Origin of the sequence: Nocardioides sp. (assembly GCF_964229035.1) — a bacterium.
GTDB lineage: Bacteria > Actinomycetota > Actinomycetes > Propionibacteriales > Nocardioidaceae > Nocardioides.
Window position 1 is genome coordinate 60424 of sequence record NZ_CAXRAZ010000034.1, and the last position, 23147, is coordinate 83570.

Here is a 23147-nt window from a genome sequence, read left to right on the forward strand (position 1 = left end):
GCTCGGGCAGGTCAGGGCAGGTCAGGGCAGGGCGTCGGCGTCGGACTTGGCGAGCAGGAGCCGCACGAGCAGCTCGTCGCGCTGCCGGCGCAGCTCGTGCTGGTCGATGCCGGCCAGCTCGTCGTCCACACCGGCGACGAGGAGGTCGGCGAGGGCGGGGGTGAGCTGGGGCGCGCCGAGGCTGTCCATCCACATCTGGGTGGGCGGGCCGAGGTGCTCGAGGATGTGCCGCAGCCCGCCGGCACCGCCCGAGAGGTGCTGGTTGACGAGCGGCCCGAGGAGCGCCCACCGCAGGCCCGGGCCGTGGGCGATCGCGGTGTCGATGTCGGCCACGCTCGCCACGCCTCGCTCCACGAGCGAGTAGGCCTCGCGCCACAGCGCGGCCTGCAGCCGGTTGGCGAGGTGGCCGGGCACCTCCTGGCGCACGTGCACGGGCCGCTTGCCCACAGCGCGGTAGAACTCCAGCGCCTGCTCCACCACGGCCGGCGACGTCGCCCGCCCGCCGACGACCTCCACCAGCGGCACCAGGTAGACGGGGTTGAAGGGATGCCCGACCAGCACCCGCTCGGGTGCGCGGGGGCACAGGGCGCCGAGCTCGGTGGGCGTGATGCCCGACGTGCTGCTGGCGATCGGCACCGCGGGGTCGGCGAGCTCGTCGAGCGCCGCCATGACCGCGGCCTTCACCGACGCGGTCTCGGGGCCGCTCTCCTGCACCCAGGTCGCACCCGCCACCGCCGCGGCCAGGTCGTCGACCACCTCCACCCGACCGAACCCCGCCTCGTCGAAGCCGAGGGCGTGCAGCGCCGGCGCCGCCTCCGCCACCGCCTCGTGGACGACGCCCGCCTCCGTGTGCGGGTCGTAGACCGTGACGTCGTGCCCGCGCGCGACGAGGTGGGCCACCCAGCCGCGCCCGATGACGCCGGCGCCGACGATCGCGATGCTCACGAGGTGACCGTCGCGGCACGCGATGCGGCGAGGGCGACGAAGTCGTCGAGGGCGGTCTCGTCGGCCAGGGAGCCAGAGCTGACGACCTCGGTGAGGGCGCGCCCCTGGAGCAGCCGCTTCACCGGCAGCTCGAGCTTCTTGCCGGTGCGGTTGCGCGGGATCGCGGACACCGCCACCACCTCGGCGGGCACGTGGCGCGGCGAGAGTGCGCCGCGGATCTCGGCGACGATGCGGCGCCGCAGGGCGTCGTCCACCGCGGCCCCGGCAGCGGGGACGACGAACATGAGCAGCTCTCCCATGCCACCAGCAGCGTCCTCGAGGTGCACGACGAGGCTGTCGAGCACCTCGGGCAGCTCCTCGACCACGCGGTAAAACTCCGCGGTGCCCAGGCGCACGCCACCGCGGTTGAGGGTGGCATCGGACCGGCCGGCGACCACGCACGTGCCGGACTCGCTGAAGCGCACCCAGTCGCCGTGGCGCCACACGCCGTCGAACTCCTCGAAATAGGCGGCGCGGTAGCGGGATCCGTCGGTGTCGCCCCAGAAGCCCACGGGCATGGAGGGCAGCGGCTGGCGGATGACGAGCTCGCCGAGCCCGCCGACGACCTCGCGGCCCTCGTCGTCGTAGGCGCACGCGTCGACACCGAGGCAGGACCCGGAGATCTCGCCGGCCACCACCGGCTGCAGGGGCGAGCCCTGCACGATGCCGGAGCACAGGTCGGTGCCGCCGCTGCCCACGTTGAGCAGGACGCCGGGCAACTGCTCGGCGATCCAGCGGTAGCCCTCGGCGGGCAGCGGGCTGCCGGCGGCGCCGATCTGCCGCACCCGGCTCAGGTCGTGGCGGCGGGCGGGCTCGGCGCCGGCGGCGCGGGCGGCCATGATGAAGCCGGGGCTGACGCCGAGGTGGGTCACCTCGTCCTCGGCGGCCAGGCGCCACTGCAGGTCGGCGTCCGGGTGCAGCGGGTTGCCGTCGAGCAGCACCGCGCCGGCACGCACGAGCAGGCACGACACCAGCGCGTTCCACATCATCCAGGCCGTGGTGCTGAACCAGAGCATGCGATCGCCGGGCCCGAGGTCCCAGCTGAGCGCGTGGTTCTTCAGGTGCTCGAGCAGGATGCCCCCGTGCCCGTGCACGATGGCCTTCGGCAGGCCCGTGGTGCCGGAGCTGAACAGGATGCAGAGCGGGTGGTCGAACGCCACGTCGGCGTAGGCGGGCTCGACCGATCCCTGCGCCTCGGTGAGCTCGCTCCAGCCGAGGGCCTCGACGGCCACCTGCGGCAGCGCGTCGAAGGCGCCGTAGGGCACGTGGACGACGTGGCGCAGCCCGGGCAGCTGCGCCACGATCCGCGCGAGGTCGTCGCGCTTGTCGACCGGCTTCTCGCCGTACACGTAGCCCGACACCGCGAGCAGCACCGCGGGCTCGATCTGGGCGAGGCGGTCGACCACGCTCTGGACGCCGAACTCCGGCGCGCACGAGGCCCAGACGGCTCCCAGGCTCGCCGTGGCGAGATAGGCCACCACCGTCTCGGGGATGTTCGGCAGCACCGCCGCCACCCGGTCGCCGGGGCCGACGCCGAGGCGCTCGAGACCGGCCCGCACCCGCGCGACCTGCGCGCGCAGCTCGGCGAAGGTGAGGGTCACGGGCCCGCGGGTCTGGGAGTGGCCGCGCAGGGCGACGAGGTGGTCGTGGCGGCGCTCGGGGTCGGCGTCCTCGAGGAGGTGGCGGGCGTAGTTGACGCCGGCGCCGGCGAACCAGCGGGCGCCGGGCATGCGCGCCTCGGCGAGCACGTCACCCACCGGGGTGGGCGAGGCGACGCCGAAGTGGCTCCACACCCGACCCCAGAACTCGCTCGGCCGCTCGACGCTCCAGCGCCACAGCGACGCGTAGTCGTCGAAGTGCCGACCGGTCGCGGCCTCCGCGTCGCGGGCGAAGGCCCCGATGCGGGTGGTGGTGCGCCAGTCGGAGGGAGGGGTCCACACGACCTCCCGCTCGAGGCGCGCGGCCTCCGGAGCGGCGGTCATGAGCGGTGCGGTCCGGAGCCGTTCGCGCCGACCTTCGCGGCCCGGCCGGCCAGGAAGTCGGCCATGCGCTGCTGGGCGTCGGCGCTGCTGGAGGCGGTGGCGGCCATGAGCGCCTCGAGCAGGTAGGCCTGGTCGCCGGACGCCTCGGCGATGCGGGGCAGGGCCTGCAGCACCGCGAAGTTCGACACCGGCGCATTCTCGGCCATCTTCGCCGCGAGCTCGAGGGCGGTGCTGAGGCCGTCGCCGGTGCCGACGAGGTACTGGCTGAGGCCGAAGCGCTCGCCGTCCACGGCGTCGATGACGCGGCCGGTGAGCATCATGTCGGTCATCCGCGCCACGCCGATCAGGCGCGGCACCCGCACCGAGCCGCCGCCACCGACGAACAGGCCGCGCTGACCCTCCGGCAGCGCGTAGAAGGCGCTCGGCTCGGCCACGCGGACGTGCGCGGCGGCAGCGAGTTCGAGGCCGCCGCCGACCACCGCGCCCTTGAGCACGGCGACCACCGGCAGCGTGCCGTTCTCGATCGAGGCGAAGGCGCGGTGCCACATACGCGAGTGCTGCAGGCTCGCGAAAGCGTCGCGCGCGGCGAGCTCACTGAGGTCGAGCCCCGCCGAGAAGTGGTCGCCCGCGGCGTCGAGCACCACCGCGCGCGCCCACGGCGGCGGGCTGTCGAAGAACGCGCCGAGGCCGAGCACGGTGGCGTCGTCCAGGGCGTTGCGCTTGTGAGGGCGCTCGATGCGGACGACGGCCACCGCACCCTGACGCTCGAGGACGAGCGTGGGCGGCAGCTGCTCGTGGGGCGCGTCGGCGTGGGCGCGGGCGTGGCTGGTGGTCACGGGTCCTCCTGGGGAGTGCGGGCGGCGGCGTCGGCGCGCAGTTGCGGCTTGAGCACCTTGCCGACCGCGTTGCGGGGCAGCTCGTCGACCACGACGACCTGCTGGGGCAGCTTGAAGCGGGCGAGACGAGCGGCGAGGTGGGCGCAAAGGCGCTCGACCAGCGCGTCACGGGCGGCGGGGTCGGCAGGGTCGACGACCCCGGCGGCGAGCTCGACGTAGGCGACGCCCACCTCGCCCCAGCGCTCGTCGGGGCGACCGACCACGGCGGCCGAGCGCACCTCGGGCAACGCGACGAGGAGCGCCTCGATCTCGGCGGGGTAGATGTTCTCGCCGCCCGAGATGATGAGGTCCTTGACGCGGTCGACCACGTGCAGCCAGCCGTCCTCGTCCACCGCGAGCACGTCGCCGGTGCGGTACCAGTCGCCGGAGGGGGTGCGCACCATGGCGGCCTCGGTCTTCTCGTCGTCGCGCCAGTAGCCGCGGAAGACGTGCGGGCCGCGCACGAGCAGCTCGCCGCGATCACCCGGAGCGAGGGAGGCCGGCTCGTCGTCGACGAAGAGGGCGATGTCGGTGAAGAAGTGAGGCACGCCGACCGAGGTGAGCGCCCGTTCGGCGCCGTCGAGGGGGGCCATCGCGACCCCCGGCGAGGCCTCGGTCATGCCGTAGCCCTGCTGGAGTCGCACGCCGCGCTCGCGCCAGGCGGCGGCCACCGGCGCGGAGACGGGCGAGCCGCCGTAGACGACCTGGCGCAGCGAGCCGAGGTCGGAGGAGGCCCACCGCTCGTGCTCGATCATCAGCTGCAGCATCGTGGGCACGCAGGCGAAGCTGCTGATGCGGTGCTCCTCGATGCGGCGCAGGACGTCGCCGGCCTCGAAGCGCTCGACGATCTCGACCGTGCCGCCCTTGAAGAGCACCGGCAGGGTCACCTGGCTGAGTCCGACCGCGTGGAAGAGCGGGGCGATGCACAGCGCGCGGTCGGTGCTGAGGATGTCGAGGTGGGCCAGCTGGTTGACCGTGTTCCAGGTGAGGCTGGCGTGGGTGAGCACCGCGCCGCGCGGGCGGCCGGTGGTGCCGGAGGTGTACAGGATGACCGCGTCGTCCTCGAGGGCGACCGCGACGCTCGGCGCCACTGCACCGGGGTGCTCGACCAGGGGTGCGACCAGGTGGACCTCGCGGTGCCCGGCGGCCGCGATCGGGGCGCCCTCGGTCTCGTCGACCGCGACCACGTGGGCGACCGACGACGCGGAGAGCGCGACGAGCGCGGCGGCGAGCAGCCGACCGCCGTCCGGGCCGACCACCACGATCGCGGGCGCGGCGTCGGCGAGCACGTGCTGCACCTCCGCCGGCGCCAGGCGCAGGTTGACCGGAACGAAGATCGCCCGGAGACGGTGGGCGGCGAACATGGCCTGCACGGTGAGCACGTCGTTGAGGCCGAGGTAGGCCACGCGGTCGCCGGCACGGACACCGAGGGCGGCGAACGCGGCGGCGAGGTGCTCGACGCTGCCGGCCAGCTCGCCGTAGGTGAGGCTGCGGTCCCCGTGGACCAGCGCCACCGCCGCAGCGTCGATGCGCGCCCGGCGGCGCGGCCACGAGCCGAGACCGAGGTCGGCCGCCAGGGGGTCCGTCATGGTGCCCACATTAATCAGGATTCCTGTCTATTAGCAAGGGGGGCGGCCGAGGCACCCAGCCGGATCGTCGTCGAACGAGCCTGTGGGCGACGATCCGGCTGGGGGCTCGGGAGGCTAGAGGAAGTACAGGCGCGAGAGGGCGATGGAGTCGGCGGGCTCGGACGACACGTGCTCGCCGTCCACGCTCACCCGGCCGGCGTCGTCCACGCGCACCTCGGCCACGCGGTCGTTGTGCACCATGGACGCCGGACCGATGCCCCGCGTGCCGCGGACGGCGACCCGGCGCCGCCGCGTGGTGAGGCCGTCGGAGTCGGCGTCGAGCGCGGCCTGGCTGACGAAGGCCACCGAGAGCTCCGCCGGCGTGGGGCCGTGGGCGCCCAGCTGGCGGCCGAGCACGAGCGGCTCGGCGGCGTCGATACTGGCGTTCGGATCGCCCGTGACGCCCCAGGCCGGGAAGCCCGCCTTGAGCACGAGCTCGGGCTTGGCGCCGAAGTGGTCGGGGCGCCACAGCACGATGTCGGCGAGCTTGCCGACCTCGAGGGAGCCGATCTCGTGCGCCATGCCATGGGCGATCGCGGGGTTGATGGTGAGCTTGGCGATGTAGCGGCGCGCGCGGTCGTTGTCGTGGCGCAGGTCGATCGCGCCGCGCTCGTGCTTCATCTTCGAGGCCATCGCGAACGTGCGCCGCACGGTCTCGCCGGCCCGGCCCATGCCCTGGGCGTCGGAGGAGGTGATGGCGATGATGCCGAGGTCGTGCAGCACGTCCTCGGCGCCCATCGTGCTGGCGCGGATGCGCTCGCGGGCCATCAGGGCGTCGCCGGGCAGGTCGGCCTTGAGGTCGTGGGCGTCCATGATCATGTCGAAGTGCTCGCCGACCGCGTCGCGCCCGAACGGCAGCGTCGGGTTGGTGGACGAGGCGATGATGTTCGGCTCGCCGGCCAGGCGCATCACGTTGGGCACGTGCCCGCCGCCGCAACCCTCCACGTGGAAGGCGTGGATGGTGCGGCCCTCGAGCACGGCGACGGTGTCCTCCACGGCGAGGCACTCGTTGAGGCCGTCGGAGTGCAGCGCCACCTGCACGTCGAAGGCCTCGGCGGCGGTGAGCGCGGAGTCGAGCGCGCGGGCGTGGGCGCCGATGTCCTCGTGCACCTTGAAGCCGCACACGCCGCCCTCCACCAGCGCCTCCTCGAGGGGCCCCTGCGCCGACACCGACCCGCGGCCCAGGAAGCCGACGTTGATCGGCCAGGCGTCGAAGGCGCCGAAGGCGTGCCGCAGCGCCCACGGGGTGCTGATGCCCGGGCCCCACACCGGCCCGAACTCCTGGCTGATCACCGTGGTGACGCCGGAGGCGAGCTCGGCCTCGACCACGCGCGGCGAGAGCAGGTGCACGTGGGTGTCGATCGCGCCGGCGGTGGCGATGAGGCCCTCGCCCGCCACGATCGTCGTGCCGCTGCCCACCACGACCTCGACGCCCTCGAGGGTGTCGGGGTTGCCGGCGCGGCCGATGCCGCAGATGCGGCCGTCGCGGACGCCGAGCGAGGTCTTGCGCACGCCCTGGATCGCGTCGATCACGAGCACGTTGCTGATGACCAGGTCGCAGGTCTCGCGGGCGGTGGCGGCCTTGAGGTGCAGGCCGTCGCGGGCGGTCTTGCCGAAGCCGACCACGAACTCGTCGCCGGGTCGGCTGCTGTCGGACTCCACCTGCACCACGAGACCCGTGTCGCCCAGGCGCACGCGGTCGCCGGTGCGGGGCCCGTAGGCGCCCACGTAGTCGCTGCCGGTGAAGGTCATGTCCGCTCCTCGCTCCCCGGCTCGGGGGCGTGCTCGTAGCCGCAGGCCAGCGCCCGCTCCAACGCCGCCTCGGCGGCGCCGGGCGCGTCGAGCGGGCCGTCCACCAGGCCGGCGAAGCCGATCGCGATGCGGTCGCCGCCGATGGGGGTGAGCCACGCGGCCCCGGTCTCGCCCGGCCCGAAGCGCACCGACGAACCCGCCGGCACCGCGAGTCGTCGTCCGTAGGCCCGGGCCCGGTCGAAGCGCAGCCGCGGGTTGGCCTCGAAGAAATGGAAGTGCGAGGTCACGCTGATCGGCACCGTGGAGGTGTTGACGACCGTCAGCTCCACCACGTCGGGCCAGCTCAGGTCGGGCGCGTCGCCGAGCAGCACGCCGCCCGGAGGGGCGTCGTCCATCACGGCAGCGTCGGGCCCGCCGATCGGGTCGAGGACGACGGCCAGGCGCGTGCCGTCGTCGAACACGGCCTCGACCTTCACCTCGCCCACCACCTCGCGCACGCCGGGCAACACGTCGTCGGGGCCGAGGACGGCGCGCCCGGCCTCGATCGCCTCGGCCAGCCGCCGGCCGTCGCGGGCGGCCTCGCAGACCGTGTCGGCGATGAGCGCGGTGGCCTCGGGGACGTTGAGCCGCAGCCCGCGGGCGCGTCGGCGGCGGGCGAGGTCGGCGGCGGTGGCGATGAGCAGGCGGTCCTGCTCGCTCGGGGTCAGTCGCACAGCGTCACCCTCCCTCACCAGCCCTCGGTGAGCACGCGGTCGAGCGCGTCGACGAAGAAGTCGACCGCGGCGACGTCGATGCACAGCGGCGGCTTGATCTTGAGCACGTTGAGCCGGTCGCTGGTGGGTTGCACCACCACACCCAGCTCGAGGAGGCGGTCGCAGATCGCGTGGGTCTCGGCCGTGGCGGGCTCGAGGGTGGCGCGGTCGCGCACGAACTCGGCCCCGATGTACAGCCCGCTGCCGTGGACGGCGCCCAGCAGCTCGTGGCGCTGCGAGAGCTCGCGCAGGCGCGCGATGAGGTGGCCGCCCACGTCGCGCGCGTTCTGCTGCAGCCCCTCGTCGCGGATGATGTCGAGCACGGCGAGGCCGATGCGCGACGACACCGGGCTGCCTCCGGTGGAGGAGAAGAAGTAGCCGGCGCCGCGATAGGCGTCCGCGATCGCGCGGGTCGTGATCACCGCGCCGACGGGCGAACCGTTGCCCACCGCCTTCGCCACGGCGATCACGTCGGGCACCACGCCCTGCTGCTCGAAGCCCCAGAACCACTCCCCCAGCCGGCCGTAGCCCACCTGCACCTCGTCGGCGATCGCGACGCCGCCGTGGCGGCGCACCGCGGCGTAGACGGCCTGCAGGTAGCCCTCGGGCAGGGCGATACCGCCGGCGTTGCCGTAGAAGGCCTCGCCGATGAAGCCGGCCGGTGGGCGTCCCTCGGCGGCCAGGCGGTCGATGATCGCCGCGGCCTCCGGGCCGTAGGCCACCGCGTCCGCACCACGGCGGGTGCCGCGGTAGGGGTTGGGCGAGGGCACGGTGTGCACCCAGTCGGGGCGGGTCTCGAGCGCCGCGGGGTTGTCGGCGATGGAGGTCGACACCGCGTCGGAGGCGTAGGTCCAGCCGTGGTAGGCCTCGGTGACGGCGACCATGTCGGTGCGCCCCGTGCTCACCATCGCCAGGCGGATCGCGAGGTCGGTGGCCTCGGAGCCCGAGTTGACCAGGAACACCGTGTCGAGGCCCTCGGGCGCCAGCTCGGCCAGGCGCGCGCCGAACTCGACGATCGCCTCGTAGTGGAAGCGGGAGTTGGTGTTGAGCACGCGCAGCTGCCGGGCGGCCGCCTCGGCGACGCGCGGGTGGGCGTGGCCCACCACCGTGACGTTGTTGAGCATGTCGACCAGCGGGCGGCCGTCGTCGCTGACGAGGTGGTGGCGCCACCCGCGCTCGATCCGCGGCGGCGCGGCGTAGTAGTGCTCCTGCACCTCCGCCAGGGTCTTTTCGCGGCGCTGCAGCAGCCGCTCGCGCGTGCGATCCTCCGCCAGCCCCGACGGCTCGAGGCCCATCAGCGGCGCAGGGTCGAGGAGCTGCGCCAGCCAGCCGGCGGCGTAGGCGGACGGCACGGCCTCCGGGGCGCTCGACGCGTTGCGACCGACGGTGACGCGCAGGCGCGCCCCCGGCCGCGTGCGGCCCAGCAGGGATCCGGGCGCCACCGCACCGTCGGCGACCGCGACCTCGGCACCGGCGAGCACGAGCTCGATACCCTCCCCCACGAGGACGACGCGCCCGTCGCGCACGCGCACGTCGCCGCCCCACGGGGCGCGCAGGTCTGCGGGGTCCGTCGTCCACAGGTCGACGCCGGTGGCCACGGTGGCGGGGGGCTCCTGAGTGGGCTCGGTGGTGCCGGCCAGGCGCGCCTCGGCGAAGCGTGCCGCGACCACGCGGTGTCCGCGCTGGAGATGGGCGGCGACCAGCCGCTCGACCAGCTCCGCCTCGCGCCAGGCCCCGTCGTCCACGAGGGGGGAGGTCGAGGAGAGGTCGAGCACCTCCGCGCCCGCCGCGTCGAGCAGCTGCGTCGCAGCCAACGGCGGAGCCGGCCGGTCGACGGGCAGACCGATCGCCTCGCGCACCAGCGCGGTCATCACCGCGAGCGGCACCGACATCGCCTGCTCACAGATGCGCCACTCGTGCGCGAGGCGGGTCTCGGCGTAGTCGTTGTCGCCGTCAAGCGCGGTCTGGTGGCATCCGCTGGCCACGAGCACGGCACCGCGCAGCACCACGAGGGGCCACAGCGCATCGGCCTCGGCGGCGCTCAGCGGACGCACCGCGTGGTAGGCCCGCACGGCGGGCAGCACGTCGACGGGGTCGTTGCCCGGGTGGTGCAGGATCGAGGAGACGGCGATGGCGAGCTCGCTCACCGTCCAGGTGCGGGTGAGGTCGCTGAAGTCGATCACGCCGTCGAGCTCGATCAGGCCCGAGGAGGCGTCGACGACCACGTTGTCATCGGTGACGTCGAGGTGCACGACCTGGCGCGGCAGGTCGTCGGCCACGCGGGCCACCTGCCGCCACGCGGCCGCACCGGCAGCGAGCACCTCCGCACGCCGGTGCTCGGGCAGCGCGCCGCCGAGGGCGTCGAGCACCTGCGCGGCGAAGCGGAGGTCCCACTGCAGCTCGCGGTCGACGCCGTCGACCGTTGCGCCGCCATCGTCGAGGCGGGCGAGGGCGACGTCGATCTTGGCCGCGACCTCGCCGAGGCGGGCCGCCACCCGCGGCGACACGTGCCCGCGGTCGAACAGGGTGCCGCCTCCGAGGAACCGGATCAGGCGGGCGACGGCCGGACCGTCGGGAGTGTTCACGACCGCCCGCTGCGGCGCCCCGGCGTCGTCCCGCAGCACCTGGCAGATGCGCAGCTCCGGGTAGGCCTCGGCGATGAGGTCGGCCGCGCGATCCTGCACCTCCACCTCGGGCAGCCCGAACACCGGGTTCGACACCTTGAGCACCGCCACCGGCTCGGCGCCGGCGGAGAGCAGGAAGTTGGCGTCCTGGTTGCTCCCGAGCCCGCGGGCGGTGACGGCGAGACCCCAGCGTTCCGCGGCCACCTGCTCCGCCCACGCCTCGTCCACCCGGGGGGCGGGGAGGTCGACCGGGTCGAACGTGCTCGTCGAAAGGCTCATCGACGTGGTCATCGGCCCGCCCGCGTCGGGGTCGCCGGCTGCTGCTGGGTGATGCAGTGGATGCCGCCGCCTCCGGCGAAGATGTCGCGGGCGGGCACCATCACCACGGTGCGTCCGGGGTAGGCCTCCTCGAGGATCGCCTTGGCGTCGGCGTCGCGGGGGTCGTCGAAGGCGCAGCCGATGACGCCGCCGTTGACGACGAGGTGGTTGATGTAGCTGTAGTCGACCCAGTTCTCCTCGTCGCGCACGGTCAGGGGAGCCGGCACCTCGATGATGCGCCAGGGCCGGCCGTCGGCGTCGTGCGATGCGCGGAGCGCCTCGAGAATCTCGCGGGTGATGGCGTGGTCGGGGTGCATCGGATCGTTCTGCACGTGCACGAGCAGCACTCCCGGCGACGCGATGGTGGCGGTCATGTCGACGTGGCCGCGGGTGCCCAGCGCCAGCGAGTCGCGGTAGAGCCCGCGCGGCAACCACACCACGTGGCGCGCCCCGATGGTGCGCGCGAGCTCGGCCTCCACGTCGGCCCTGGTCCAGCCCGGGTTGCGATGGGGGTCGAGCTGCACGGTCTGGGTGACCAGGACCGTGCCCAACCCGTCGACGTGGATGGCGCCGCCCTCGTTGACCATCGGCGACGACTCGACCTTCGCACCCGCCCGGTCGGCCACGAACGCGCCGATGTGCTCGTCGTCGTCCCAGGCGGCCCACGACTGCTGGCCCCAGCCGTTGAAGACCCAGTCGACGGCACCCAGGCGGCCCTCCTCGTCGAGGACGAAGCTCGGGCCGGTGTCGCGCATCCACGCGTCGTCCAGGGGCGCGGTGACGATGTCGACCCGCTCGTCGAGGTAGGTGCGGGCGATCTCGACCTCGGCCGGGTCGACCACCATCGTCACGGGCTCGAAGTCGACGATCGCCGCCGCCACGCGCGCCCAGGCCGAGCGGGCGCGGTGGGCCTCCTCGGGGTCGTCGGCCACGTAGGAGGCGCTCGGCGGGAACGCCATCCACACCCGCTCCTGGGGCTCGGTCTCCGCGGGCATGCGCCAGTTCATGGGTGGTCCTTCCTGTCACCGGCCGCGGGCCGGGGAGCGGACTGGGTGAAGGGTTCCTCGTCGATCGCGTTGCCGCCGTCGACCACGAGCACCTGCCCCGTCACGTAGGACGACGCGGGCGAGGCGAGGTAGGCGACCAGCGAGGCGACCTCGGCGGGCGTGCCCGGGCGGCCCATCGGCGTGGCGGCGCCGAGCGCCCGCTCGTGGTCGGTGGCCGACCCGGTGTCGATCCACCCGGGTGCGACCACGTTGCTGGTGATGCCGAGGCGGGCGTGGTCGACCGCGATCGAGCGCGCGAGCCCCACGACGGCGGCCTTCGCGGCGTGGTAGCCGGCGTCGCCGCGGTAGGCCATCACCGCACCCGAGAGCGATCCGACGCACACGACGCGCCCGTATCCCTGCTGCACCATCGGGCGCAGCGCGGCGCGCGTGACGAAGAAGGTGGTGTCGAGGTTGCGGGCGAGCACCGCGCGCCACTGCTCGTCGGTCGTCCCCGTCGCGCTCGACTGCTCCTCCTCCCCCGTGGTCGCCACCATGCCCGCACTGTTGACCAGCGCGTCGAGGCGACCCCAGTGGGCGAGCGCGGCTTCGACCAGGGCGTCGGCGACGTCGGAGCGCGAGAGGTCGCCCACGAACGACTCGGCCACGGCGCCCTCCGCGCGCAGCTGCGCGACCCGGTGGTCGATGCGGTCGCTGGTGGCGGCCACGAGGAGGCGGTGCGTGGGCGCGAGCGCCCGGGCGCAGGCGAACCCGATGCCGCTCTCGCTGCCGGCGCCGGTGATCACCGCGACCCTCTGCGGAGCGCCGCTCACGACGTCGTCCTCCGCGCGGCGGTGCCCGGAGCGGGCGTCAGCGTGACGCGGGCCCGAGGTTCTCCCGGCACCTGTTGAGCACCGTGCGCAGGGCCGCGACCTCCAGCGAGGCGAGGCCAGCGGTCATCTCGCGCTCGAGGGCAACCACCTCCTCGTCGTGGCGCTCCAGCACCGCACGGCCGGCATCGGTGAGCACGATGAGCATGCGCCGACGATCGTCGGGGTCGCGATGGCGATCGATCAGGCCCTGCCGCTGCAGCGCGCCCACCAGGTCGGCCATCGACTGCGTGGCCACGAACGAGTTGCGGGCCAGCGCTGCCGCGGTGAGCCCCTCGCGCCGGCGCAGCACGGTGAGCGCGGTGTACTGCAGCGCGGTGATGCCGGAGGGCCGCAGGAGGTCGTCGAGACGCGAGCGGATGGCCAGCTCGACCTGCTTCACGGCGTAGAGGAGCGAGGGCGAGTGCTCGTTCGCAGCCATGCGCGGAGCGTAGTCCGCGCGAGCGGTCACCAGGAATCCTGCGCGATCCGGTGCTCACCGAGTCTCCCCGGCCTGCGGAAGCGGATCGAGCACCTCGAAGATGTCGATGGCGGTGAGCTCCGGCGTCGACCGCGCCCAGCCGAGGTAGACGCGGTCGACGAGGTGGCGCAGGGCGGGGTTCTCGACGCGGAAGACGGGCCGCGTGGGGAAGTAGCCGACGTCGAGCTGCGCGTCGTCCAGGAAGTGCGCGACACCGGTGTTGAGGACGTCGACCACGTCGCCGTCGGCGGTGCGGAACTGGTAGCGCGCCTCCACCGTGCAGTAGTGGCCCTTCACCACGCACCAGTCGCCACCACCCTCGAGCACCTCGCCCTCGATGTCGCCGTGGACGCGCCCGCCGGTGATCGGGATGTAGATCAGCTCGCCCTCGTCGATGGCGCCGATACGCCGGTCGGGCGCCACGAACGCGTCGATGGTGAAGGCGTGGCGGAGCTGGGGCAGGGCGCCCACGGCGCTCGGGGTCATGCGTCCTCCTGGAGATGGGGGGGGGCGGGCCGGAGCCCGGCCGCTCAGACGGCGGCCGGGCCGGCGAACGGGGTGGCCGGCGCGGACGGCTCGGTGAAGGTCTTCTCCTCGCGCACCGGCTCGTCAGCGTCGGTCGTGCCGAGTGCCGCGTAGAGCTCGGGCCTGGCGGAGCGGAGGATCGCCGCGTAGACGAGCCCGGCCACGAAGGTCAGCACCGGGAGCGCCACGATGGTGGTGTTCACGACCTTGTTCGTGGTGAGCGTCGCGATGTCGAGGTGCAGGAGCACCAGGGCGAGACAGCCGATCAGCAGGACCATGGCGACGAGGGAGACCGCTGCGGTGACGGGATTGCGGTCGCGCCCCGGGCGCAGGAAGAACACGGCGGCCGCCAGCGAGGTGAGCGAGAGCAGGCTGACGATGCCGATGACGCCGATGCCCGCCGTCCACGCCGCGAGCTGGGTGAGCGGCTGAGCACCACCGATGCCGAAGCCGATCACGGCGACGACGCAGATCACGGTCTGGATCATGCTGGCGGCATACGGCGAGCCGTGGCGGTCGTGCACCTTGGCGAGCACCCGCGGGAGCACGACCTCGCGACCCAGGGCGTAGCCGTAGCGGTTGATCGCGTTGTGGAAGGCGAGGAGCGCGGCGAGGCCGCTGGTGATGAGCAGCAGGCGCATCACGTCGGTGGCGAAGCCGCCCACGTAGGTGTCCATCGCCGTGAAGAAGGGGGCCACCGGGTTGGCGGCGACGGTGGGGACGGTGTCGACGACGCCGAAGGCCATCACGATCACCCAGAGCACGAAGCCGTAGAAGAGCGCCATGAAGGTGACCGCGACGTAGGTGGCGCGCGGCACGGTCCGGTCGGGGTCGCGGGCCTCGCTGCGGTAGATCGCGGTGGCCTCGAAGCCGCAGAAGGCGGCGAACGCCACGGCCAGCACCGCGCCCATGTTGCCGTTGAAGACGTTGCTCGGGGCGAACGGCTCGAGGCTCAGCCCGTCGGCTCCACCCTGGAACAGCACGGCCGCGCAGAGGACGGCGAGGACGGCGACCTCAGCAACGAGCAGCACGGCGAGCACCTTGGCGCCCAGGTCGATCGACTGGTAGCCGAGCACCGCGACGATGGCCGCCCCGATCAAGCCCCAGACCCACCAGGGGGCGTCGATGCCGAACATGGTCGACATGGTGTCGGCCGTGGCACCGCCGAAGACGCCGAAGGTGCTGAGGATCAGACCCGTGTAGCTGAGCAGCGCCACGAGCGCCGCGGCCACACCGGCCGGCTTGCCCAGACCGTGGCGCACGTAGGAGTAGAAGGCGCCGTTGTTGTGCACGTGCTTGGCCATGCGGGTGTAGCCGTAGGAGAAGACGATGCACACGAGGCCGGCGGCGAGGTAGCCCGCTGCAGCGCCGACGCCGCCGATGAGCAGGGCGATCGGCGCCACCGCGACCATCACCGTGAGCGGCGCAGCAGCCGCCATGACGAAGAAGACGATGTCGCGCGCACCGAGACTGTTCTTGCGGAGCTGGCCCGAGCCGGCTTGATCGAGGGTGTGAGCCATAGCGGTCTCCCGGGTGGTCGAGGGCGAGGGGGTTGGTTTCGGTAACGTAGATCACGCTTCCGAGATTGGGAAGGATTCCTGATGATTTTTTTCCTCCCCGAAACACGGCGGCGACCCATGACGATCGATTCAGGCCCGCAGGGCGGGGGTCTTGAGGGCACACAGCGCCGTCGAACCTCTTCCGCTCACTGGATGGTCGGTGATACAAAGCAGGAATCCTGTTGATTAGGTGCGCCACCGTCGCGCGCCATCCGCCCCTCGGGGCCCGGCGAGGAAGAGGAACCCATGAGCAACCAGAACGCCGAGCGTCCGAGCGAGCTGTGGCGGTGGTCGGCCACGACACTGCGCGACGCCGTGCGCGCCCGCGAGGTCAGCGCAGCCGAGGTCGCTGAGGCCCACCTCGAGCGCTGCGCCCAGGTCGACCCGGCCATCAACGCGATGGTCGAGACCTCGCGCGAGGAGGCGCTCGCCCGCGCCGCCGAGCTCGACGCGCGCGCCGACGGCGCTCGCGACGGTCTGCTCTTCGGCGTGCCCACCGCGATCAAGGACAACACCGACGAGGCCGGGCACGTCACCAGCAACGGCCTGGTGTCGGCGTCCGACAACGTCGCCGCCACCGACGCCTCCGTCGTCGCCGCCCTGCGCGCCAGCGACGCGGTGTTCATCGGCCGCACCAACCTGCCCTCCTTCGGCCTGCGCTGGTTCTCCGAGAACGAGCTGCACGGGCGGACCCTCAACCCGTGGACGCCGGAACGCACGCCGGGCGGCTCCAGCGGCGGCGCCGCGGCAGCGGTGGCCTCGGGCATCGTGCCGATCGCCCACGCGAACGACATCGGCGGCTCCATCCGCTACCCGGCCGCGATGTGCGGGGTCACAGGCATCCGTCCGACCATCGGCCGCGTCGCGAAGTGGACCTCCCCCTCCCCCACCGCTCCGCCGGCGTCGCTGGCCGAGAACCTGATGGCGGTCGAGGGTCCCATCGCCCGCACCGTGGGCGACCTGCGCCTCGCACTCGCCGCGATGACGACCTTCGACCCCCGCGACTCCGCCTCCCTCCCCCTGCCCTACCGCGACGAGCCGGCCCTCCCGCGCGGGGCGAAGGTGGGCGTCGTCCGCGCGGTGCCGGGCGTCGAGACGGTGGCGGCCAACCTCGCCTCGGTCGAGAAGGCGGCCGAGGCTTTGCGCGACGCGGGCTACGAGGTGATCGACGTCGAGGTGCCCGAGATCCTGGAGGCCCACCGCGTGTGGCAGCGGCTGCTCTACGAGGAGCTGCGACCGGCGCGCGCCGAGATGGCCGAGATCGGCGGCCGCGACCTGGCCGCCTCCATGGCCAACAGCTTCGAGATCGTCGACGCCGTCTGCGGCGGGCCCGCGAGCCTCGAGGAGTTCATGGAGGGCTACACCCGGCGCAACCAGCTGCTCTCGCAGCTCGAGGCGCGCTTCCTCGAGCTGCCGCTGCTGCTCACCCCGGCCTCGGCGGTGCTCGCACCGCTGCACGGCGCCGACTGCCGCGGGGTCGACGAGGCGCGCGAGCTCATGGAGGGCCAGTGGCCGATGACCTTCGTGCCCTGCCTCGGCCTCCCTGGCGCCACCGTGCCGACCGGCGTGGTCGACGGCCTGCCGGGCTCGGTGCAGATCGTCGGTGGCCGCTACCGCGAGAGCTGGATCCTCGACGCCGCCCAGGCGATCGAGGACCGCGCAGGCACCTTCACGCCGATCGACCCCATGGGAGCCTGAGGCCTACCCGGCGTCGAGCGCCCGATCGACCGCATCGCCGATCGGGCCCCGGTGCACCTCTCCGTGCCCGGGCAGCACGACGTCGACCGGAAGGTCGCGCAGCGGCAGCAGTGCGTCGCGCGCACCGACCTCGTCGGCGGCGAAGACGCTCGGGAGCAGCTGCGGTCCCTCACCCCGCCGCGAGATCGGGTGGCCGGTCACGAGCGCGTCGCCGCTCGCGAGCGCACCGTGCGCGGGCAGCAGCCAGGCGGTGTGGCCGGGGGTGTGGCCCGAGGTGGCCACCGGCACCGGCCGGCCCGGAAGGTCGAGCGGCTCGCCCAGCGCGACGCCGCGGGCGTCGTCCACCGAGATCGAGGCGTGGGGGAGCACGGCGCGGAGCGTCTGGGCGACCCAGCGGCGACCGGCCGGGCGGCCGCACTGCGCGAGCATCTGGAGCGGGGTGATCTGGTCGAGGTACTCGCGGCGCGCGTGCCGCGCCTCCTCCTCGCTGGTGAGCACCTCCACCGGACGGTGGCGGCGGATCGTGCGGACGCCGCCGAGGTGGTCGAGGTGGGCGTGGGTGAGGAGGACCGCCTCGACGTCCTCGGGCCCATGACCCAGTGCGGCGAGCGAGGCGAGCAGCGCCTCGCCGTCGTTGGGGTAGCCGCTGTCGATCAGCGTCACCGACGAGCCCTCGCTGACGACAATCCAGTTGACGTTGGTGCCCGTGACCAGGTGCAGCCCCTCGGCGACCTCGGCGATCCTCACGACCCGCTCCCAGGGGTGGCGGCGACGACGTCGTGCACGATCGCGCCGATGCCGTCGAGGCCCAGCTCGAGGCGGTCGCCCGCCTCGAGCAGGCGACCGACCTCGAGACCGCAGCAGCCGGGCAGCGTGCCGCTCCCGAACAGCTCACCCGGGAAGAGCTGCTCGGAGCGCGACGCGTGGGCGATCGCCTCGGCCATCGTGAACCGCATACCCGCTGTGGTGCTGCGCGCAACCTCCTCCCCGTTGACCCGCACCCACCCGCTCAGGGCGTCGAGGTCCGGCAGCCCGCGCCGCGGCACGAGCGCGCCCGACAGGGAGCTCTGGAAGTGCTTGGACTTCTGCGGCCCGAAGCCGCTGCGCATCTCGCGCAGCTGCACGTCGCGCGCGGAGAGGTCGTTGACCACGACGACGGCGCAGATGGCGGCGTGGGCCTCCTCCACTGTGGCGTCGCGCAGGGGGCGGTCGATCACCACGCCGAGCTCGAGCTCGTAGTCGAGCGCCGCGGTGTAGGTCGGCACCGCGACCGGGGTGCCGGTGGGCACGAAGGTGAGCGCGTTGCCGAAGTAGTAGATCGGCTGCTCGAACCAGATCCGCTTCGGCCGGTAGGCGGCGAAGTCGCGCCGCGTGGTGCGCTCCACCACCGAGGCGAAGCGGGCCGCCGCCGGCAGGTAGCGCCGGGCCATGCCGCGCGAGGCCGCCACGACGTGGCGCTCGAAGAGCATGAAGTCGCGGAAGGACGACGGCGCGAACGGCAGGAGCGTGCCGTCGGGCGCCGGTCCGGCGAGGTCGCGCCACGGCTGCACCGGCGGGAGGTCGAAGGGCTGCGGGGCGTCGTCAGGCACCGGGCGCCACCCGTCGTCCTCGAGGACCTCGGTGACGGCAGCCCCCTCCACCAGCCGGCGGCGCACGCTGCCCAGGACGGCACTCACGACCGTGCTCATCGCCCCGCCCCAGCGGCGGCGAGCACGAGGTCGACCCGCTCGGCGAGCGCGGCGCGGGCGTCGTCGCCGGTGACAAGGGCGCGGAAGTGAAGGGGCGCCACGAGCAGCTCGAGCAGGAGCAGGTCGTCCGCACCCGAGGCGGGCAGCTCACCGCGCTCGCGCGCGCGGTCGAACATCACGCGGGCGAGCTCGAAGCGCGTCGTCCAGAACCGCCGGCGCACCTCGTGGGCGCCCGCGTGGTGACCCGAGGAGACGGCGGCTCGGGCCAGCGCGCGCCCGCGCGGCGAGGCGAGGTGGCCGGCGACCGTGCCGACGTAGGCGAGCAGGTCGCCGCGCAGGGTGCCCGTGTCGGGCACCGGCACCGCCGCCTCGCTGCTGGCCAGCAGGGCGTCGACGACGACCGCCTCCCACGATCCCCAGCGGCGATAGAGCGACGACGGCGCGACCCCGGCGCGCGCGGCGAGGTCCGGCAGGCTCAGTGCCGTCGACCCCTCCTCCAGCGCGGCGAGAGCGGCCCCGAGCACCGCGCTGCGCACCGCGGCCGAGCGACCGCCCGTGCGACGGCGCACCGAGCGGTCGACGTCCTCACGCAGGGCTGACATGGCCCGCACGCTATCGCACAGATCTTTGCGTTAACAGCCGATCGCGCCCTACCGTCGGCCCATGACGCTCGCCCAGGACCTCGCCGTCACCGCGCGGGCGCTGAGCCACACCACCGAGCGCGGCACCCGCCGCGGCGGCGCCGGCTACTACCTCCCTGCGCTCTTCGCCGACCGCTTCTCGCTCATGGGCGGGCTCGACAAGCAGCTCTTCACCGACCAGCTCGCCGCCTGCCGCACCTTCGAGGACGACGGGTGGACGACCTACTGGAACGCGCTCGCCGACGAGCGGATCGCCGTGGTCGACCGCCACCTGCGCGAGCAGGGCGCGCCCTCGCTCGCCGAGCTGCTCAGCGCCGATCACGACGCGGCCGCCACCGAGCTCGCCCGGGTGCTCGGCGCCGCCGCCTCCGCCTTCGCGGGAGCCGGCGAGGCGGGCGCCACCGAGGACGACGCCTCGGCGGCGCTCACGGCCTGGATCGCGGCGATCACCTACACCTTCGCCGCCGCCTGGCCCGGGTGGACGCCCGCGCGCCTCGAGGCCTACCGCCGCTCGCGGGCGCTCTTCGAGCTGCTCCTGCACGGCCTCTCCGCACCGCTCGGCGTGGTGGTGGAGCACCTCGACATGAGCGTCGACGGCCACCGCAGCTCGGCGATCGTCGTCCTCCCGGCCGGGGACGACGTGGTGCCGGGCGTGCTGGTGAGCAACGGGCTCGAAGGCACGGTGCAGGAGCTCCTCCTGCCGCTGCTGCGCTACCGCGACCGGCGCCTGGCCGTGCTGGTGACCGAGATGCCGGGCACCTACCTCGACCGGGTGCCGATGTCGGCGGCGTCCTCGGCGGTGTACTCGACCCTCATCGACCGCATGGCGGCGCACCCGCGCATCGACGCCGAGCGCATCGCGATGGTCGGCTTCAGCTTCGGCGCCCACTGGGCCGCCCGGATGGCGGCGCAGGACCGGCGCCTGCGCGCGGTGGTGGCCAACGGCGGGCTGCTGCACCGCAGCTTCCGTCCGTCAGCGGTGTGGGGGATGCCCGAGATCATGCTCAGCACCCTCGAGCACACCACCGGCGCACCCCACCCGTGGGCGATGGCGCTGCGGCTGCACCGCCTCTCGCTGCGCCGCCGATACGGGGCGATCACCGCTCCGCTGCTGGTGATCAACGGCGAGCGCGACACCCTGGCCAGCACCCGCGACTCGATCGACCTCGCGGCGGCCGCACCCTTCGGCGAACTCGTGCTCTACCCCGACGACGACCACTGCGCGATGGGCCACTACCACCAGTGGCTCGACCTCACGATCGACTGGCTCGAGCGACAGCTGCGCTGAGCTGGCCCGGCAGAGCTGAAGGCCCGGGAAGCGCTGCTTCCCGGGCCCTCGTTCTCCCTGGGGGGTCGGTGGACGACGCGCGTCGGTCGCGGTCGGGTTCTTTAGTAGGTGAAGCGGTTGACGAGGCTCTCGAGGGTGCCGGCCATGCGGGTGAGCTCGCCGGCGGAGGTCAGCGAAGCCTGGGCGCCCTGACGGGTGTCGTCGGCCGACGTCGACACGCGGGTGACGTCCTCGGCGATGCCCGCGGCGCCGGTGGCGGCGTCGGTGACGTTGCGCGCGATCTCGTTGGTGGTGGCGGTCTGCTCCTCCACCGCGGAGGCGATCGTCGTCTGGATCTCGTTGATGCGCTGGATGACCTCGGTGACCTCCGCGATCGCGGTGACCGCGCCGCGGGTGTCGCCCTGGATGGCCTCGATCCGCCGCCCGATGTCCTCGGTGGCCCGCGCGGTCTCCTTGGCCAGCTCCTTGACCTCGCCGGCCACCACCGCGAACCCGCGCCCCGCCTCACCGGCGCGCGCGGCCTCGATCGTGGCGTTGAGGGCGAGCAGGTTGGTCTGCTGCGCGATCGAGGTGATCACCTTCAGCACCTGACCGATCTCCGCACTCGACTCGCCCAGGCTGGCGATGGTCTCCTGCGCCGAGCCGGCCACGCTCACGGCCCCGGTGGCCACCGTCGCGGCCTCGGTGGTGTTCTGCGAGATCTCGCGGATCGAGGCGGTCATCTCCTCAGCGGCCGAGGCCACGGTCTGGATCGCACCGCTCACCTCGCCCGAGGCGCCCATCGCGCTGGTCGCGCGCTCGGAGGTCGACGCCGCACCGCGCTCCATCTCCTGCGAGAGGCTGTTGAGCTGATCGGCGGCAGCAGCGAGCTGCTCGGCGGTGTGGCCGATCTCGGTCATCGACGCGCGCTGCATCTCCAGCAGGGCATTGAGGGCGGCGGCGACCTGGCCGGCGGCGTCGTCGCTCTCGAAGGCCACCGCACGGGTGAGGTCACCGCTGGCGGCGGCCTGGACGACGTCCAGGATCTGCGCGACCTTGGCCGCGAGATCCTCCTGCGCCGCACGATCAGCCTCAGCAGCACTGATCCGCTCGAAGGCCGCGCTCACCAGGCGGGCCACGGTGCGCAGCACGTTGAGCCGGCGCTCGGAGAGCTCGATAACGTCGGTGGAGAAGAAGTCCATGGTTCCGACCACCTCACCGCCGACGATGATCGGGAAACACACACCCGACTTCACGCCGACGCGCTGCGCGACGGGGGCGCGCACGCAGTCGGTCATCTCACCGAGGTCGCGGGTCGTGAAGACGTCGCGGGCCTGCCAGGCACGGCCGGAGAGGCCGACGCCCTCGGCGAAGGTGGCCTTGAGGGTGACGGCGCGGAACTCCTCGCCGACGTCGCCGGACTCGGCCTCGAATCGCAGCACCCGCTCGACCGGGTCCACGGCCCAGAACGAGCCGTACGCCCACCCGAACTCCTCGCGCACCCGCTCGATCGCGGCCATCACCGCCTCCGCGCGGGTGGTGGCGGCGCTCACGCCGGCTTCGACCCGGTTGGCGGCGGTCGTGTCAGACTCGGCCGCGTCGCGGTCCTGGGCGAGGTTGATCGCGTCGGTGACGACCTCCCACGTGGCCATCGCCCCCACGTACTCGCCGTGCGCGTCGGTGATCGCCGAGACGTTGAGGTCGAGGATCTCCGGGCCGACCTGGATGTTCGCGCGACGCGGCAGGTGCTTCGACGGATCGGCCAGCAGCCCACGCTGGTAGGCCGGGTTCTTGTGGAAGATGTCGAGGCTCGAACCCACCACCTCGTCGGCCCGCACCGGCAGGTGCTGCTCCAACCCGCGCAGGGTCTCCAGCGACTTGGGGTTCATGTAGGTGATCACGAAGTCGCGGTCGGCGAACATCATGTTGGTGGGCGCCTGCTCCATCATCGAGGTCATCCGCGCGACCTCGGCCTCGAGCACGAGCTTCTCGGTGACGATGTCCCACGTGGCCATCGCGCCCAGGTAGGTGCCCGACTCGTCGGTGATGGCGGCGATGCGCAGGTCGAGGGTCTCGGGGCCGAGCTGGATGAGCGACTGGCGCGGCAGGTTCGCCCGGGGGTCGGAGAGCAGACCACGCTGGTAGGCCGGCTTCTTGTGGAAGACGTCGAGGCTCGAGCCGACGACGGCGTCCGGCGCCACCGGCAGCCAGTCGGCCAGCGCGGTGAGCGCGGTCAGGGATGCCGGGTTGATGTAGGTGATGACGAAGTCGCGGTCGGCGACCATCACCCGGGTGGGCAGCTGATCGAGCACGGAGGGCTGCAGGTGCAGCGGCGAGCCGACGGCACCGGGACTGGCGCCGGGGTGGTCGCGACGGACGGGGCGGGTCTGGATCTCGGTCACGGGGGGTGTCCCAACTTCTCGGTCGCCCCAGTGGCTCCGGGCGGCTCGAGCTATCGATTCGGCCCCGCGATGGAACTGTTGAGTTCAGATATTCGCAACTTCTCGCGAAAGGGAAT

18 protein-coding genes are annotated in these 23147 nt (G+C 73.4%); 2 read left to right on the plus strand and 16 right to left on the minus strand.

Annotation, left to right across the window (positions count from 1 at the left end):
• Nucleotides 1-21 precede the first annotated feature (21 nt).
• The 12 genes from ACERUN_RS11180 to ACERUN_RS11235 all read right to left on the minus strand — a co-directional run bounded on the left by ACERUN_RS11180 (nucleotide 22) and on the right by ACERUN_RS11235 (nucleotide 15296).
• The gene (locus ACERUN_RS11180; protein ID WP_370290028.1) at nucleotides 22-945 is read right to left on the minus strand and encodes a 3-hydroxyacyl-CoA dehydrogenase NAD-binding domain-containing protein; all 924 of its coding nucleotides are present in this window, start codon (nucleotides 943-945) and stop codon (nucleotides 22-24) included.
• Nucleotides 942-2966: an acetoacetate--CoA ligase gene (locus ACERUN_RS11185; protein WP_370290029.1), complete on the minus strand. Its 2025-nt coding sequence runs from the start codon at nucleotides 2964-2966 to the stop codon at nucleotides 942-944. The genes ACERUN_RS11180 and ACERUN_RS11185 overlap by 4 nt, the downstream gene beginning before the upstream one ends.
• Nucleotides 2963-3802 carry a crotonase/enoyl-CoA hydratase family protein gene (locus ACERUN_RS11190; protein WP_370290030.1) on the minus strand — a complete coding sequence of 280 codons (840 nt, stop codon included), beginning with the start codon at nucleotides 3800-3802 and terminating at the stop codon, nucleotides 2963-2965. The genes ACERUN_RS11185 and ACERUN_RS11190 overlap by 4 nt, the downstream gene beginning before the upstream one ends.
• The gene (locus tag ACERUN_RS11195) at nucleotides 3799-5430 is read right to left on the minus strand and encodes an AMP-binding protein (protein WP_370290031.1); all 1632 of its coding nucleotides are present in this window, start codon (nucleotides 5428-5430) and stop codon (nucleotides 3799-3801) included. The genes ACERUN_RS11190 and ACERUN_RS11195 overlap by 4 nt, the downstream gene beginning before the upstream one ends.
• 114 nt (nucleotides 5431-5544) lie before the next feature.
• Nucleotides 5545-7221, minus strand: a complete 1677-nt coding sequence (locus ACERUN_RS11200; protein ID WP_370290032.1) for an urease subunit alpha — start codon at nucleotides 7219-7221, stop codon at nucleotides 5545-5547.
• Entirely contained in the window at nucleotides 7218-7934 is a 717-nt protein-coding gene (gene ureA / locus ACERUN_RS11205; RefSeq protein ID WP_370290033.1) for an urease subunit gamma, read from the minus strand. Before ureA ends, ACERUN_RS11200 begins: the two co-directional genes overlap by 4 nt.
• A 14-nt stretch (nucleotides 7935-7948) precedes the next feature.
• The gene (locus tag ACERUN_RS11210) at nucleotides 7949-10876 is read right to left on the minus strand and encodes an aminotransferase (protein ID WP_370290034.1); all 2928 of its coding nucleotides are present in this window, start codon (nucleotides 10874-10876) and stop codon (nucleotides 7949-7951) included.
• Between the two features lie 8 nt (nucleotides 10877-10884).
• Nucleotides 10885-11922 (minus strand): agmatine/peptidylarginine deiminase, encoded by a 1038-nt coding sequence (locus ACERUN_RS11215; protein ID WP_370290035.1) that lies wholly within the window; start codon nucleotides 11920-11922, stop codon nucleotides 10885-10887.
• On the minus strand, nucleotides 11919-12734 hold the full coding sequence (locus ACERUN_RS11220) for an SDR family NAD(P)-dependent oxidoreductase (RefSeq protein WP_370290036.1): 816 nt from the start codon (nucleotides 12732-12734) through the stop codon (nucleotides 11919-11921). Before ACERUN_RS11220 ends, ACERUN_RS11215 begins: the two co-directional genes overlap by 4 nt.
• A gap of 37 nt (nucleotides 12735-12771) precedes the next feature.
• Complete coding sequence (locus ACERUN_RS11225) at nucleotides 12772-13212, minus strand: MarR family winged helix-turn-helix transcriptional regulator (RefSeq protein WP_370290037.1); 441 nt, start codon at nucleotides 13210-13212, stop codon at nucleotides 12772-12774.
• A 54-nt stretch (nucleotides 13213-13266) separates the two neighbouring features.
• Nucleotides 13267-13737, minus strand: coding sequence for a DUF3237 family protein (locus tag ACERUN_RS11230; RefSeq protein WP_370290038.1), 471 nt, complete (start codon nucleotides 13735-13737; stop codon nucleotides 13267-13269).
• Nucleotides 13738-13781: 44 nt separating this feature from the next.
• Nucleotides 13782-15296: an APC family permease gene (locus ACERUN_RS11235; protein WP_370290039.1), complete on the minus strand. Its 1515-nt coding sequence runs from the start codon at nucleotides 15294-15296 to the stop codon at nucleotides 13782-13784.
• Nucleotides 15297-15581: 285 nt separating this feature from the next.
• Here ACERUN_RS11235 and ACERUN_RS11240 point away from each other — a divergent pair, with 285 nt between their 5' ends.
• Nucleotides 15582-17033: an amidase gene (locus tag ACERUN_RS11240; protein ID WP_370290040.1), complete on the plus strand. Its 1452-nt coding sequence runs from the start codon at nucleotides 15582-15584 to the stop codon at nucleotides 17031-17033.
• Between the two features lie 3 nt (nucleotides 17034-17036).
• Here the strand turns inward: ACERUN_RS11240 and ACERUN_RS11245 are convergent, their stop codons facing one another.
• Genes ACERUN_RS11245 through ACERUN_RS11255 form a run of 3 tightly spaced genes read right to left on the minus strand, consistent with a single transcriptional unit; the run spans nucleotide 17037 to nucleotide 19323 of the window.
• Nucleotides 17037-17780 carry an MBL fold metallo-hydrolase gene (locus ACERUN_RS11245; RefSeq protein WP_370290041.1) on the minus strand — a complete coding sequence of 248 codons (744 nt, stop codon included), beginning with the start codon at nucleotides 17778-17780 and terminating at the stop codon, nucleotides 17037-17039.
• Nucleotides 17777-18709 carry a fumarylacetoacetate hydrolase family protein gene (locus ACERUN_RS11250; RefSeq protein WP_370290043.1) on the minus strand — a complete coding sequence of 311 codons (933 nt, stop codon included), beginning with the start codon at nucleotides 18707-18709 and terminating at the stop codon, nucleotides 17777-17779. Before ACERUN_RS11250 ends, ACERUN_RS11245 begins: the two co-directional genes overlap by 4 nt.
• A gap of 8 nt (nucleotides 18710-18717) precedes the next feature.
• On the minus strand, nucleotides 18718-19323 hold the full coding sequence (locus tag ACERUN_RS11255; protein WP_370290044.1) for a TetR-like C-terminal domain-containing protein: 606 nt from the start codon (nucleotides 19321-19323) through the stop codon (nucleotides 18718-18720).
• Nucleotides 19324-19384: 61 nt separating this feature from the next.
• Here ACERUN_RS11255 and ACERUN_RS11260 point away from each other — a divergent pair, with 61 nt between their 5' ends.
• The gene (locus ACERUN_RS11260; protein WP_370290045.1) at nucleotides 19385-20650 is read left to right on the plus strand and encodes an alpha/beta hydrolase family protein; all 1266 of its coding nucleotides are present in this window, start codon (nucleotides 19385-19387) and stop codon (nucleotides 20648-20650) included.
• A 101-nt stretch (nucleotides 20651-20751) separates the two neighbouring features.
• On the opposite strand, the gene ACERUN_RS11265 is transcribed toward ACERUN_RS11260, so the two are convergent.
• A complete protein-coding gene (locus tag ACERUN_RS11265) occupies nucleotides 20752-23031 on the minus strand; it encodes a methyl-accepting chemotaxis protein (protein ID WP_370290046.1) in 2280 nt (759 codons plus the stop codon).
• Between the last annotated feature and the right edge of the window lie 116 nt (nucleotides 23032-23147).